The 14,259-nt window shown below is 69.5% G+C and carries 14 protein-coding genes; 11 read left to right on the forward strand and 3 right to left on the reverse strand.

The features are described 5' to 3' along the window. Nucleotides 1-78 precede the first annotated feature (78 nt). Nucleotides 79-768, forward strand: coding sequence for a 4'-phosphopantetheinyl transferase family protein (locus OG943_RS31695; protein ID WP_328604589.1), 690 nt, complete (start codon nucleotides 79-81; stop codon nucleotides 766-768). Nucleotides 769-819: 51 nt separating this feature from the next. Here OG943_RS31695 and OG943_RS31700 read toward each other — a convergent pair whose 3' ends face one another. Both OG943_RS31700 and mihF read right to left on the reverse strand, forming a co-directional pair. Further along, nucleotides 820-1,974 carry an isochorismate synthase gene (locus tag OG943_RS31700; protein ID WP_328604590.1) on the reverse strand — a complete coding sequence of 385 codons (1,155 nt, stop codon included), beginning with the start codon at nucleotides 1,972-1,974 and terminating at the stop codon, nucleotides 820-822. Nucleotides 1,975-2,076: 102 nt separating this feature from the next. Then, entirely contained in the window at nucleotides 2,077-2,388 is a 312-nt protein-coding gene (mihF, locus tag OG943_RS31705) for an integration host factor, actinobacterial type (protein WP_026468624.1), read from the reverse strand. Between the two features lie 460 nt (nucleotides 2,389-2,848). Between mihF and OG943_RS31710 the strand changes: the two genes are divergently transcribed. The 6 genes from OG943_RS31710 (at nucleotide 2,849) to OG943_RS31735 (ending at nucleotide 10,141) form a co-directional block, all read left to right on the forward strand. Beyond that, entirely contained in the window at nucleotides 2,849-4,489 is a 1,641-nt protein-coding gene (locus tag OG943_RS31710) for a long-chain fatty acid--CoA ligase (RefSeq protein ID WP_328604591.1), read from the forward strand. 100 nt (nucleotides 4,490-4,589) lie between these two features. Further along, on the forward strand, nucleotides 4,590-5,894 hold the full coding sequence (locus OG943_RS31715; RefSeq protein ID WP_328604592.1) for an ABC transporter substrate-binding protein: 1,305 nt from the start codon (nucleotides 4,590-4,592) through the stop codon (nucleotides 5,892-5,894). Then, nucleotides 5,891-6,802 (forward strand): carbohydrate ABC transporter permease, encoded by a 912-nt coding sequence (locus tag OG943_RS31720; RefSeq protein WP_328604593.1) that lies wholly within the window; start codon nucleotides 5,891-5,893, stop codon nucleotides 6,800-6,802. The genes OG943_RS31715 and OG943_RS31720 overlap by 4 nt, the downstream gene beginning before the upstream one ends. Next, entirely contained in the window at nucleotides 6,799-7,614 is an 816-nt protein-coding gene (locus OG943_RS31725) for a carbohydrate ABC transporter permease (protein WP_328604594.1), read from the forward strand. The genes OG943_RS31720 and OG943_RS31725 overlap by 4 nt, the downstream gene beginning before the upstream one ends. Before the next feature lie 69 nt (nucleotides 7,615-7,683). After that, on the forward strand, nucleotides 7,684-8,121 hold the full coding sequence (locus OG943_RS31730; protein ID WP_328604595.1) for a DUF4190 domain-containing protein: 438 nt from the start codon (nucleotides 7,684-7,686) through the stop codon (nucleotides 8,119-8,121). A gap of 292 nt (nucleotides 8,122-8,413) precedes the next feature. Further along, nucleotides 8,414-10,141, forward strand: coding sequence for a TIGR03767 family metallophosphoesterase (locus OG943_RS31735; RefSeq protein ID WP_328604596.1), 1,728 nt, complete (start codon nucleotides 8,414-8,416; stop codon nucleotides 10,139-10,141). Nucleotides 10,142-10,226: 85 nt separating this feature from the next. Here the strand turns inward: OG943_RS31735 and OG943_RS31740 are convergent, their stop codons facing one another. Continuing rightward, nucleotides 10,227-10,901 carry a TetR family transcriptional regulator gene (locus tag OG943_RS31740; RefSeq protein ID WP_328604597.1) on the reverse strand — a complete coding sequence of 225 codons (675 nt, stop codon included), beginning with the start codon at nucleotides 10,899-10,901 and terminating at the stop codon, nucleotides 10,227-10,229. A gap of 19 nt (nucleotides 10,902-10,920) precedes the next feature. Here OG943_RS31740 and OG943_RS31745 point away from each other — a divergent pair, with 19 nt between their 5' ends. The 4 genes from OG943_RS31745 (at nucleotide 10,921) to OG943_RS31760 (ending at nucleotide 14,199) form a co-directional block, all read left to right on the forward strand. Then, a complete protein-coding gene (locus OG943_RS31745; protein WP_328604598.1) occupies nucleotides 10,921-11,169 on the forward strand; it encodes an antibiotic biosynthesis monooxygenase family protein in 249 nt (82 codons plus the stop codon). A gap of 72 nt (nucleotides 11,170-11,241) precedes the next feature. Continuing rightward, nucleotides 11,242-11,643 carry a PaaI family thioesterase gene (locus OG943_RS31750; RefSeq protein WP_328604599.1) on the forward strand — a complete coding sequence of 134 codons (402 nt, stop codon included), beginning with the start codon at nucleotides 11,242-11,244 and terminating at the stop codon, nucleotides 11,641-11,643. 72 nt (nucleotides 11,644-11,715) lie between these two features. Next, nucleotides 11,716-12,978 carry a peptidase C39 family protein gene (locus OG943_RS31755; RefSeq protein WP_328604600.1) on the forward strand — a complete coding sequence of 421 codons (1,263 nt, stop codon included), beginning with the start codon at nucleotides 11,716-11,718 and terminating at the stop codon, nucleotides 12,976-12,978. Between the two features lie 123 nt (nucleotides 12,979-13,101). Then, entirely contained in the window at nucleotides 13,102-14,199 is a 1,098-nt protein-coding gene (locus OG943_RS31760) for an S-(hydroxymethyl)mycothiol dehydrogenase (protein ID WP_328604601.1), read from the forward strand. Nucleotides 14,200-14,259: the final 60 nt, after the last annotated feature.

The following is a 14,259-nucleotide window of genomic DNA, read 5'->3' on the forward strand; positions in this document are numbered from 1 at the left end:
CCCCCAGTACCTCGTAGGTCACCGTGACAACCGGCCCTCGGCCCGGGAGGATCAAGGGGTGGACGAGGAGGGTTCCAGGTGACGGAAATCGTGGTCCGCTGGTCGCGGCCGCTGCCCGAGGAGGACCGCTTCCTGCGGCTGCTCGACGACGTCGAGCGCGGCCGGCATGAGGCGTACCGGCTGGAGCTGGACCAGCGCCGGTTCCTGACCGGCCGGGTGCTGGCGAAGACGCTCGCGGCCGAGCGGCTGGGCGTGCCGGTGGAAACCGTGGCCTTCGACGCCACCTGTGAAGACTGCGGCAAGCCCCACGGCCGTCCCCGGGTGCCGGGCGCGGACCTGGTGCTGTCGATCTCGCACTCGGGCGAGCTGATCGGCGTCGCCGCGACGGACGGGGTGCCGGTGGGCCTCGACGTCGAAAGCGCGAGCCGCCGCGCCGACGCCGGGTTGATCGAGTACGCGCTCAGCCCGGCCGAGCGGGAAGCGGTGGCGGGGCTCTCGGAAACCGAGCGTTCGGCGGCGTTTTTCGTCTACTGGACCCGGAAGGAGGCCGTGATGAAGGCCACCGGCAAGGGCCTGAAGATCCCGCTGCAGAGCATCACTTTCTCGCCGTACAACACACCTGCGGAGCTGGTCGCCTCGAGCGACCCGGCGCTGGACCCGGCCCGCACGCGGCTGGCGGATCTCAAGGCCGCCGACGGCCACCGCGCGGCCGTCGCCGCGCTGACTTCGGAGGACCTGGCGGTCACCGAGGAGAACTGGCTCCCCTGAACTGACTTGTGAGTGTTTATGACGGTTCTAACCGTCATAAACACTCACGAGTCAGTCGAGGCCCATCGCGCCCAGCAGGGTGCGGAGCTTGGCGATCGTCTCGTCGAACTCGGCCTGCGGGTCGGAAGCCGGGACGATGCCGCCGCCCGCGTAGAGCCGCATGGCCGACGACGCGATTTCGGCGCAGCGGATGGCGACGGCCCACTCGCCGTCGCCGGAAGCGTCGACCCAGCCGACGGTGCCGGCGTAGTACCCGCGGTCGAACGGTTCCAGCTCCTGCACCAGATCACGCGCGGCGGCGGTCGGCGTGCCGCAGATGGCGGGCGTCGGGTGCAGTGCGGCGGCGAGGTCCAGCGCTGTCACGTCGCGGTCGATCAGCTCGCCGGTGATGGCCGTGCGCAGGTGCCAGATCGCGGGCGTCGAGACCAGCTCGGGGGCGGCGGGCACGTCGAGCTTCCGGCAGAACGGCCGCAGCGCCTCCACGACGTACTCGATCACCACCGCGTGCTCTTCCTGGTCCTTGGGCGACGCCAGCAGGGCCTCGCCGTTCGCCCGGTCGGCCTCGGGGTCGGCGGAACGCGGCATGGACCCGGCGTGCGGGGTGGTGAACACGGAGCCGCCGGCGCGGGAGAGCAGCAGCTCGGGCGTGGCGCCGACGAGCGTGCGCCCGCCGGGCAGCTCGGCGGCGTAGGTGAAGTGGCGCGGGTTGCCCGCGGCCAGGTTGCGCACGATCCGCTCGACCGGGATCGGCGCGTCGAAATCGAGGTCCAGTGCCCGCGCGAGCACGGCTTTACGCAGGTCACGATCACGCAGGGCGGCGACGGCGGCGAGCACGTTCGCCTTGTGGCCCGCCTCGGAGGGCACCTCGCGGGTGGCCGCGGGGGCGGGCAGGTCTTCAGCGGGCGGTGACGCCGGTGTGGCGGATTCCGCCTGGGCGCGGTGCACGGTCCGCGGCAGGATCAGGTGACCCGGCGTCGTGCTGTCCGGGCCGGTGTCGAAGGGCAGGGCCCCGACCGCCAGCGGCACGCCGGAGCGGTGCAGCTCCCCGGCCACCGAGCGGGCCAGCCGCCGCGGGTCGGTGTCCGTGACGGTCCCGACCGAGCCCTGGGCGAGCAGCGCGCGCCGAGCCGTCGCGAACAGGAAGTCGCCACGCTGGTAACGGGCGGTGGTTTCGACCGGGGTCGCCGGTGCGGTACTGGTCGTCACAGACCCCAGCGTCCCAGGATCCGGGAGTTCCGCGGGGAAAGTGTTGCCAGAAGAACACCTTCGGTGTTCGGCCGCACTTTCCCCGCGGTCGCCGGGATCGAGCTACTTGAGCGCGTCGATCAGCGCTTCCCGCTGACGCTCGCCGAGGCCCGCGGCCCGGCGGTCGGGGTCGATCCCCGCCTGCTCGAGCAGTGCGGCGACCTTGACCGCGCCAAGGCCGGGCACGGCCTTGAGCAGCTGGGTGACCTTCGTCTTCCCGATGGTCTTGTTCTCCTTGGCCTGCTTGAGCACCTTCTCGATGCTCTCCTTGCCGGACTTGATCGACGCGAGCAGCTCCGAACGCGCCTTACGTGCCTCTGCCGCCTTGGCGAGGGCGTCAGCGCGCTGCTCCGGAGTCAACGTGGGCAGAGCCAACGTAGTGTCCTTTCCTCTCAGGTCTCCGCTTACGCGGCCGACGGCTTTTTCCCGTTGCTTGCAAGTGCAAGCGCTGGCCAGCCGTCTCTTACCACGGCCCCAGTAAACGCCACACCCTCGAAGAGCGCGCAACCGACACGCACTTATCACCCTCCGACCACCCGTGAGGCAAGCCACCAGAGGACCCCCGCAGCCTGCGGAAACGTCGGACGTCCCTCCTTTCCCGACCCATTCGGTCACCCGAAAGAGCCTCCATTTCGGCGCAGTTACCACAACACGTTTTGTTGTCCTGCAAGGAAAAGCGTCAACCAAGTTGATCTTGGGACGGCGCCGCGGCCACCCGATCGCGGGACGGACGCCGGGCGGACGGTTGCCGAAGTTGACCATGCCCGCCACGCCCGATCCCGATTAGAGTCGGCGGCACCCCAGTTCACCGGCGAACGACCCCCCGGGAGTACCCATGTTGAGCACGATGCAGGACGGGCAGCTGTCGCTGGCGAGGCTGCTGCGCCACGGGACGACGGTCCACGCGAAGTCCGAGGTCATCACCTGGACCGGTTCAGAAGCCCGCCGTGAGACCTACGCCGAGCTCGGCAAGCACGCCGCGCGGCTCGCGAACGCGCTCCGGAGCCTGGGCATCACGGGTGACCAGCGCGTCGGCACGTTCATGTGGAACAACGCCGAGCACCTGGCCGCCTACCTCGCCGTCCCGGCGATGGGCGCGGTGCTGCACACCCTGAACATCCGGCTGTTCCCGGAGCAGCTGACGTTCGTGGCCAACCACGCCGAGGACCAGGTCGTCATCGTCGACGGCACCCTGGTCCCGCTGCTCGCGAAGCAGCTGCCGACCTTCACCACCGTCAAGCACGTGATCGTCGCGAACGGTGACGCTTCGGCCCTCCAGGCGCCCGAAGGCGTCACCGTCCACGCCTACGACGAGCTGCTGGCCGCCCAGTCCGACGAGTTCGACTGGCCGGAGGTCGACGAGCGCTCCGCGGCTGCGATGTGTTACACCTCGGGCACTACGGGTGACCCGAAGGGCGTCGTCTACTCGCACCGCTCCATCTGGCTGCACTCGATGCAGGTCTGCATGACCGACAGCATGCGGCTGGCGCAGGAGGACAAGGCGCTGGCGATCGTGCCGATGTTCCACGCCATGTCCTGGGGCCTGCCGTACGCGGCGATGATGGTCGGCGCGTCGATGCTGATGCCGGACCGCTTCCTGCAGCCCGCCCCGATCGCCGCGCTGCTGGCCGCCGAGCGCCCGACGTTCGCCGCCGCGGTGCCGACCATCTGGCAGGGCCTGCTCGCCCACCTCGACGCGAACCCGCAGGACATCACCCACGTGCGGGAGGTCGTCGTCGGTGGGTCGGCGGCGCCGCCCTCGCTGATGCACGCGTTCGAGGAGCGCTACGGCGTGCCGATCCTGCACGCCTGGGGCATGACCGAGACCTCGCCGCTGGGCAGCGTCGCCCGCCCGCCGGCCGACGCCACCGGCGACGAGCGCTGGGCCTACCGCTACACCCAGGGCCGCTTCCCCGCCTCCGTCTCCGCCCGCCTGATCAGCGACGACGGCGAAGTGCTGCCGTGGGACAACGAGGCCGTCGGCGAGCTGGAGGTCCAGGGCCCGTGGATCGCCGGCGCCTATTACGGCGGTGAAGACGGTGCCCCGACCCCGGACCCGGAGAAGTTCCACGACGGCTGGCTGCGCACCGGCGACGTGGGCAAGATCAGCCCGGACGGGTTCCTCACGCTGACCGACCGCGCGAAGGACGTGATCAAGTCCGGCGGCGAGTGGATCTCCTCGGTCGACCTGGAGAACCAGGTGATGGGCCACCCCGCGGTCGCCGAGGCCGCCGTAGTCGGCATCCCCGACGAGAAGTGGGACGAGCGGCCGCTGGTCGCGGTCGTGGTCAAGGAGGGCCAGAGCGTCACCGCCGAGGAACTGCGGGAGTACCTCGCCGACAAGGTCGCCAAGTGGCAGCTGCCGGAGAACTGGACGTTCGTGGACGAAGTCCCCAAGACCAGCGTCGGCAAGTTCGACAAGAAGCGGATCCGCGCGTCCTACTCCGAGGGAAAGCTCGACATCTCACAGCTCTAACGGGTAAGTCTCCGGCGAGTCGTTGGGGCCCTGAAGGCCACCTTGAGGGATTCTGACGCCCTCAAGGTGGCCTTCAGGGCACGTCGGAGGAGTTCTGGGGATGCAGCAGCGCAACAGACGATCGTTCCTGGCATTGGCGGGAATGAGCGCAGTCGGGGCCGTGGCGGCCGCGTGCGGGTCGAACACCGGACGGCCGGGTGACCCACCGCCCTCGACGGCGGCGTCGGCCGGGCCGCCGCCCTCGACCAGCGCGCCGAAGGTGACGCTGCAGCAGTGGTACCACGCCTATGGCGAAGACGGTGTGCAGGACGCGGTGAAGAACTACGCCGCCTCGTACCCGAACTCGCTGGTCAAGGTGCAGTGGAACCCGGGCGACTACGACTCGAAGATCGTCACCGCGCTGCAGAACAGCGCCGTGCCGGACGTCTTCGAGGCGCAGGTGAAGATCGACTGGGTGCGGCAGAACCAGGTCGTGGCGCTGGACGACATCATCGCGCCGGTCAAGAACGACTTCAGCCCCGCCGTGCTCGCCGCGCAGACCGTGGAGGGCAAGGTCTACGGCATCCCGCAGGCCGTCGACACGCAGGTGCTCTTCTACCGCAAGAGTTTGCTGCAGGCGGCCGGCGTGCAGCCGCCGCAGACCGTCGACGAGCTGATCGACGCCGCCGGCAAGCTGTCGAAGGACGGCGTGAAGGGCCTGTTCGTCGGCAACGACGGCGGGGTCTCCACGCTCACCGGGCCGCTGATGTGGTCGGCCGGGCTCGACTACCTGAAGAACAACAACCGCGAGGTCGGCTTCGACGACCCGCGCGCGGCCACCGCGTTCGGCAAGCTGCACACGTTGAACACCAACGGTTCCCTGCTGCTCGGCGCACCCGCGGACTGGTCGGACCCCGGCGCGTTCATCGACGGCCTCGCCGCCATGCAGTGGACCGGCCTGTGGAACGTGCCGAAGATCCGCGACGCGCTCGACGAGGACTTCGGCGTGCTGGCCTTCCCGAAGCTCGACAACAGCGGCGCGCCTTCGGTGCCGGTCGGCGCGTACGGCGCGATGGTGAACGCGAAGAGCGCGCACGTGGACGAGGCCAAGGCGTTCGTGAAGTGGCTCTGGATCGACCAGACCAACGACCAGCTGGAGTTCGCCACCCGCTTCGGCTTCCACCTGCCGGCCCGCCAGAGCCTGGTCGCCAAGGCCGACAGCCTCAGCTCCGGGGTGGGGGCCGACGTCGCGAAGTTCGTGCAGGAGAACAGCCACCTCATCGGCGGTCCGGTGTGGACACAGCAGTCGAACACGGCGCTGTCCGACGCCGTCGCGAAGATCGCCAAGGAGGGCGCGGACCCGGTGGCGCAGACGAAAACCGCGGTGGGCGTCGCGCAGGCCGAGCTGAAGCGCCTGTTCGGATGACGCTGTCCCGGAAGACCCGGGACACGCTTTCGTTCTGGGGGTTCGTCGGCCCGTTCCTGATCGGCCTGGCCGTGTTCGCGTACCTGCCGATCGGCTGGAGCGTGTACCTGTCGTTCTTCGACGCGCGCAACACGGTGACGCCGAGCGTGTTCGTCGGGCTCGACAACTACGCGCACATGCTGACCGACGGGCCGTTCGTGAGCAGCCTGGGCACGTTCAGCGTGTTCGCGCTGTTCATCGTCCCGCTGACGTTCGTGCTGTCGCTGGCGCTGGCGGTCGGCGTGCACCAGCTGAAGTTCGCGCGCGCGTTCTTCCGCTCGGTGTTCTTCCTGCCGTTCGCCTGCTCGTACGTGGTGGCGTCGCTGATATGGAAGACGTCGCTGTTCTCGGGTGTCCGATATGGACTGATGAACACCGTGCTGGGCCTGTTCGGCGTCGACCCGATCGCGTGGACGGGCACGGTCCACCCGCCGTTGTACTGGATCGTGCTGGTGACCGCGCGGCTGTGGCTGCAGCTGGGCTTCTACATGATCCTGTTCCTGGCCGCGCTGCAGCGGATCCCGCAGCACCTCTACGAAGCCGCGTGGCTGGACGGCGCGAAGCCCGGCTGGCCGGTGTTCCGGCATATCACGCTGCCGCAGCTGCGCGCGACGTCGGTGGCCGTGCTGCTGCTCAACCTGATCAACGCCTACCAGGCCTTCGACGAGTTCTACAACATCATGGGCGACGCGCGCGGCTACCCGCCGTTCGCGCGGCCGCCGCTGGTGTACCTCTACTACACGTCGCTGGGCTCCGGCGGGCAGGACCTGGGCCGCGGCAGCGCGGGCGCGGTGATCCTGGCGTTGATCATCGCCGTGGTGACCCTGTTGCAGGGCAAGCTGTTCCGCTTCGGCGGGAGCGAGGCATGAGGGCCGTACTGCGCTGGACGGCGCTGATCGTCGCGGCGGTGGTGTTCCTGGTGCCGTTCTACCTGCTGCTGCGCAACGGCCTCGCGTCGCGCTCGGAGATCACGGCGCCGGGCTGGACGCTGTTCCCGTCGGAGCTGCACTGGGAGAACTTCTCGAAGCTGTTCTCGCAGGAGGACGTCCCGTTCGCGCGCAGCCTGCTGAACTCGGTGATCGTGGCGGTGCTGCAGACCGTCGGCCTGCTGGTGGTGTGCTCGCTGGCCGGCTACGGCCTCGCGCGGATCCCGTACCGCCACTCGAAAGCCGTGCTGTACGCGGTGATCGCGACGCTGATGATCCCGACGTCGGTGACGTTCGTGCCGAGCTTTGTCGTCGTGTCGACACTGGGCTGGCTCTCGGACTTCCGCGGGCTGGTGATCCCGGGCCTGTTCAGCGCGTTCAGCGTGTTCCTGTTCCGGCAGTACTTCCTGGACTTCCCGCGGGAGCTGGAGGAGGCGGGCCGCATCGACGGGCTGACCCGCTGGGGCGTCTTCCGGCGCATCGTCGTGCCCAACTCCCGCCCGTTCTTCGCGGCGATCGCGGTGATCACCGTGATCGGCAGCTGGAACGCGTTCCTGTGGCCGCTGATCATCGCGCAGTCCCCGGACTCGTGGACGGTGCAGGTCGCGCTATCGGGTCTGCTGACCGCGCAGAACCCCCAGCTGAACCTGCTGTTCCTGGCCGCGGCGGTGTCGATCCTGCCGATTGTGCTGCTGTTCGCGTTCCTGCAGCGGTACCTTGTCCGAGGGGTGACGGAATCGGGCTTGAAGGGCTGAGCCGGCCGTAACGGCACCCGCCCGCCGCGCGACCACCGGGGGATACCCCGCAGAACCAGGAGCTTCCCGATGACCGACCCGTACCAGCAGCAGCCCTACCCCGGCCAGGCCTACCCGGGTTACCAGCCTTCGGCGCCACTGCCGGTGCCCTACAACGGGGGCCAGTACGCGTCGCCCTACCCGGGGCAGTACCCGGGCTACGGGGTGCCGATGGTCCCGATGGTGCCGCTGCGCACGAGCGGGCTCGCGGTGGCCGGCATGGTGGTCGGGATCATCGCGCTGCTCAGCTTCTGGGTGCCGTTCTTCGACATCATCGTGGCCGCCGCGGCGATCGGGCTGTCCTGGGCGGGCATGGTGCAGGGGCGGAAACCGGGCTGGACCGGCAGCGGCATGGGCATCGCGGGCCTGGTGTGCGGCATCCTCGCCGCCATCCCCGGGGTGATCTTGCTGGTGCTGTTCTTCACCGTGGCGGCCGCCGGCACCACCAGTTGCGCGGTGTATTGCTGAGGCGAGTCGGACTCGAGAGGCCGAGCCGGACGTAACGCCTGATCGCGGAACGGCTCTCCTCGCCGTGCTGCCGATCGCCTTCGGCCCCTTCACGTCGGACACCTGACGTTCCAGCCCCGGGGAAGAGTGACCACGACCTTCGGCGGTATGCCTCCCCCGGCCGCCTGTGACAAAGTCGTCCGCACTGTCACGATGAACATGAGTGGTCTTCATGTTTTGCTCGTCCCTTGTTCATCGGGCCGCCACCGTCGTCCGGCAGCGTGCCGGACCAGACGACAACCGGGGAGCGAAGATGGCCGAGCTGACCAGGCGAGCTTTCACCGCGGCGGGCGCCGCCGGCGCGGGGCTGCTGCTGTGCACCCCGACGGCCAACGCGCTGGACCGGGCCCTGCGCCGCACGGCGACGCGCAGTGTCCGCACGGCCGGCACGACGCTGGAGCAGGTGGCCACCGCCGTCAGCCCCGGGACCACGGCGTACACCCGGCTCACCGGCGGGCCCGGCTGGCCGCTGGTGGTGCGCTCCGACCTGGCCGCGCCGCAGTCCGGCCGCGACGACCGGCGCCACGCGCTGGGCTCGTTCGTGCAGTTCACCGACCTGCACATCACCGACACGGAGTCGCCCGCGCGGTTCGAGTACCTGCACCCGTACATCGGCTCGGCGCACCGGCCGCAGGAAGCGCTCGGCACGGTGGCGACGAGCGCGCTCGTGGAGCGGGTCAACAGCGTCGGCGCGGGGCCGTTCACCGGGCGGCCGTTCGACTTCGTGGTCACCACCGGCGACAACAGCGACAACCACGAGCTGATCGAGCTGGACTGGTTCCTCACCACCCTCAACGGCGGCGCCGTCACCCCGAACTCCGGTGACCCAAGCCGGTACGAGGGCGTGCAGAGCTCCGGCAACGACGAGTTCTGGAACCCGGCCACCCCGCTCGCCGACGACTACTCGAAGAAGGGCTTCCCGCAGCTGCCGGGCCTGCTGGATGCGGCCATCGCGCCGTTCACCGCGACTGGGCTGGACGTGCCGTGGTACTGCACGTTCGGCAATCACGACGACAGCGTCGTCGGCACGCTGCCGGAGGGCATCCCGGGCATCGACGGCTGGTACACCGGCCGGTACAAGGTGATCGGCAAGGACGAGAGCACCAAGAAGAAGCTGGGCACGGCCATCACGAGCGGCAAGAGCGTCCCGCTCGGCGAGCTGTTCGGCGGCAGCGGCACGATCCGCGAGGTCACGCCGGACCCGCGCCGCCGGCCGTTCAGCACCGCGGAGTTCGTGCAGGCCCACCTGGCCGCGGCGAACACCGGCCCCGGCCCGCACGGCCACGGTTTCACCGACGCCAACGCGGACGGCCAGAACGTCTACTACACCTTCCGCATCGCCCCCGGCGTCACCGGCATCAGCCTCGACACCACCACCCAGGGCGGTTTCGCGGACGGCTCGATCGGCCTCGGGCAGTTCACCTGGCTGGAGTCGACGCTCAAGCGCGGCACGTCGGTGTACTACGACTTCTTCGGCCGCAAGGTCACGCAATCGGTCACCGACGAGCTGTTCATCCTCTTCAGCCACCACACCAGCGGCACCATGGGCAACCTCCTGCCGGACGCCCGGCACCTGCTGGAGCCCCGCCTGAACGGCGACGCGTTCGTCGGCCTGCTGAAGCGCTTCCCGAACGTGGTGGCGTGGGTCAACGGGCACACCCACCTGAACAAGATCACGCCGCACGTCGGCAAGACCCCGGCCCAGAGCTTCTGGGAGATCAACACGGCCTCCCACGTGGACTTCCCGCACCACGCGCGCATCATCGAGCTCGCGGACAACGGCGACGGCACCCTGTCCCTGTTCACCACGCTGATCGAGGCCGAATCCCCGTACGCGGTGGACTACTCCGCGCGGACCCCGTCGGCCCTCGCGGCGCTGTACCGGGAACTGGCGTACAACGACATCCACGTGGACTTGGGGCGGGTCGGTGCGGCCGAGGACCACAACACGGAACTGGTGCTGACCAACCCGCTCGGCTGAAGCGCCGTTAAGGCCTCCTTACCCGCGTGGCACGCGGGTAAGGAGGCCTTAACGGACTCCGCAACCCGAGGACCCGCGCAGCCGGCTAGAGCCGGGACAGTCCGTTCTGGACGAGTCCGGCCGCGCGGCGGACCTCGGCGGTGACCGCCTCATGCATCTGCGCCGGGGTTCGCCCGGCGTCCAGGTGCTTGCGCAGGGCCCCGAACTGGATCTGCCACAGTCCCAATAGGACGGTGGCGGTGATCTTCAGCTCGGGTTCGTCCTGGCCCATCCCGGTGCGCTCGGCCAGCGTCTCGGCGGCGGCCACGACGAGCTGGTCCATCATGTCCCGCTGGTAGGCCCGCAGCGACGGCGTGCCCTCCACCAACGCGTTGAAGCGCCGGATGTGCTCGCCGGCAGTGGCGGGGTCGTCGTGGGTGTCCAGCCAGGACGTCAAGCTGGTCAGCTCCGCGTCCAGCACGCGCAGCGCCGCCTCGACCGGGGGCACAGCCGGATCGGACAGCTCCGCCCGCAGTGCCGTGATCGAGGTGTCCGGCAGGTCCAGGATCAGCGCTTCCTTGGCCGGGAAGTAGTTGAAGACGGTCTTCTCCGACACCCCACAGGCTTCGGCGATCTCGGCCACCCTGACCTCGTCGAAGCCACGGGCCAGGAACATCTCCGTCGCGGTGTCGGACAGCTGCCGGCGCATCTGCCGCTTCTTGCGCTCGCGCAAGCCCTCCGTCTTGCTGCCGGCTGTCCGGTCCACGGTCCGCGCGCTCATGCCGTCAGCATAACGACACTTGCCAAAAACTTTCAGCGAGGAAGCCGCCGTAGAAGTCAAGACCGCCAAGGGTTTCCGCGGCACCAGGCTGCACCGGGCCATCGACGCCGACGCCCCGTACCCCCTGGTGAACGTCGCCCGGTGGGACAGCGCCGAGGACATGCGGGCCGCGGTCGGCGAGCGCTTCACCGGGCAGGAGGGCGGGCCGGTCTCCATCCAGCCCGCGCTCTACCGGATCGTGCACGACGCGGAGGACCCGCAGCCGTGAGCCCGAGCGTCCGGGGGCGATTACCCCCGAGGTAATCGCCCCCGGACGCCCCGACCGGGTTGACTGGACCCCATGACCGACCCCGAGGGCACGCAGCTGTTCCACCGGACCATGCCGTTCAGCGAGCGGCTCGGCATCGAAGTCCTCGAGCACGGCAAAGGCCTCGTGCGCAGCCGCATCGCGTGGGACGAGTCGCTCTGCACGATCGGCGGAGCGCTGCACGGCGGGGTGCTGATGGCGCTGGCCGACTCGACCGGGGCCGTGTGCGCGTTCCTCAACCTGCCCGAAGGCGCCCAGGCCACGACCACGCTCGAATCGAAGACGAACTTCCTCCGGAGCGTCCGTTCGGGCTACGCCGTCGCGGCATCCAGACCACTGCACGCCGGACGGCGGGTGGTCGTCGTCGAAACCGAGGTGACCGGCGACGACGGGAAGTTGGTCGCGAAAGTGACACAGACCCAGGCCGTGCTCTAGGCATCTGTTTACTTAATCGCCGCGGCAGGCAAAAATCTCTGGCTATCAACCGAGCCTGGGGACGGAGCCGGAATGCGAGCACGCGGACTGGTCACGCTAATGTCCATCGCCATGTTGACCGCGGGGGCGACGCAGTACGCCGAGGCAGCACCGGCGCACCTCGCGAACGACGAGGCCATCAACTACCACGAATGGTCCGGACCGGGGTACGTCACCGGGCGGTTCGACGGGCTCGGGCTGGGCCTCGGCGGGCTGCGCATCACCCACCCGGCCGGCACGGTCGAGCACAGCGAGCCCGGCCTCGGCACCACGAAGACCTACGACTACGGCACCTGGACCTCCCCGGTGTTCCGGCCGGGCTTCGACGCCACGCAGCTCATCGCGTCGTGGAACGCGCAGACGCCGGCCAAGACCTGGCTGCAGGTCGAAGCCAAGGGCCGCACGTCCGCCGGCGTCGAGACCACCTGGTACGTGATGGGCCGCTGGGCCAGCGGCGACAGCGACATCCAGCGCACCAGCGTCGACGGGCAAAGCGACGACAACGCCTCCGTCGACGTCGACACGCTCGCCACCAAGACCGGCGTCACGCTGCGTTCGTACCAGCTGCGGGTGAGCCTCTACCGCGAGGCGGGCACCCGCGTCACCCCGACGCTGTCCACGCTGGGCGCGATGACCTCCAACGTCCCGGACCGCTTCGACGTGCGGACCACAAAGCCGGGCGTCGCCAGAGGCATCGAGCTGAAGGTCCCGGAGTACGCGCAGAACATCCACAAAGGACAGTTCCCGCAGTACGGCGGGGGCGGCGAGGCGTGGTGCAGCCCGACCTCGACCGAGATGGTCGCCGAGTACTGGGGCAAGAAGCCGACCGCGCGGCAGATGAGCTGGATCCCGTCGGACTACGTCGACCCGGCAGTCGTGTACGCGGCCCGCAACACCTACGACTACGCCTACGACGGCACCGGCAACTGGCCGTTCAACACCGCGTACGCGGCTTCGCTCGGCCTGCGCGGCCACATCACCCGGCTGCACGACCTCAACGAGCTCGAGGGCTACATCGCGCGCGGCATCCCGGTGATCACCTCGCAGTCGTTCCTCTCCTCGGAGCTCGACGGCGCGGGTTACGGCACGTCCGGGCACATCATGGTGGTCGTCGGCTTCACCAAGGCCGGTGACGTGATCGTGAACGACCCCGCGTCCAGCTCCGACTCGCGCGTGCGCAACGTCTACAAGCGCGACCAGTTCGAAAAGATCTGGCAGCGCACCAAGCGCTACACCGACACCGGCAGCGTGGCGGGCGGCCCCGGCGGCGTGGTCTACATCGTCACCCCCGCCTGAAGACTCGTGAGTGGCGATGACGGTTAGAACCGTCATAGCCACTCACGAGCCCGATATGGCGACATGCGCATGATCCGTGATTAGCTGCCCCGGAGAGCAACGGTGCCGGGAAAGGGTGTGCGCATGCCGTACGAAGTCCAGGGAGTCGTGTCACGGGCGAAGGGCGAGCCGGTCACGCTGGAGGCCGTGGTCGTGCCGGACCCGGGCCCCGGCGAGGCGGTCGTTTCGGTCCAGGCGTGCGGGGTCTGCCACACCGACCTGCACTACCGCGAGGGCGGCATCAACGACGAGTTCCCGTTCCTGCTCGGCCACGAGGCCGCGGGGCGGGTGGACAAGGTCGGCGCGGGCGTCACCGACCTCGCGCCGGGCGACTACGTGATCCTGAACTGGCGCGCGGTCTGCGGCACCTGCCGGGCGTGCCGGCGCGGCAAGCCGTGGTACTGCTTCTCCACGTTCAACGCCGAGCAGCCGATGACGCTCACCGACGGCACGAAGCTCTCCGCAGCACTGGGCGTCGGCGCGTTCCTGGAGAAGACGCTCGTCCACAGTGGACAATGCACGAAGGTGAACCCCGAGGCCGAGCCCGCGGTGGCCGGCCTGCTCGGCTGCGGCGTGATGGCCGGGCTGGGCGCGGCGATCAACACCGGCGCCGTCGGCCGTGGCGACTCGGTGGCCGTGATCGGCTGCGGCGGGGTGGGCGACGCCGCCATCGCGGGCGCCCAGCTGGCCGGCGCGACCACGATCATCGCGATCGACACCGACGACCGGAAGCTCGAGTGGGCCAAGGGTTTCGGCGCCACGCACACCGTGAACAGCAAGGGCCTGAGCGAAGCCGCCGTGGTCACCGCGATGCAGGACGCCACCCGCTCGTTCGGCCCGGACGTGGTGATCGACGCCGTCGGCAGGCCGGAAACCTGGCGCCAGGCGTTCTACGGCCGTGACCTGGCTGGCACCGTGGTGCTGGTCGGCGTCCCGACGCCGGAGATGAAGCTGAACGACCTGCCGCTGATCGACTTCTTCTCCCGCGGCGGCTCGCTCAAGTCGTCCTGGTACGGCGACTGCCTGCCCTCGCGCGACTTCCCCATGCTCGTGGACCTGTACCTGCAGGGCCGGCTGCCGCTGGAGAAGTTCGTCACCGAGCGGATCGGCCTCGACGGCGTCGAGCAGGCCTTCGAGCGCATGCACCACGGCGACGTCCTGCGCAGCGTGGTGGAGTTCTGAGCCTCTTCACCGACGCCGATTACCCGGCCGACCCGTACCCCGGGACCCGGCCGGGCGGCT

Source organism: Amycolatopsis sp. NBC_00345 (genome assembly GCF_036116635.1).
Classification (GTDB): domain Bacteria; phylum Actinomycetota; class Actinomycetes; order Mycobacteriales; family Pseudonocardiaceae; genus Amycolatopsis.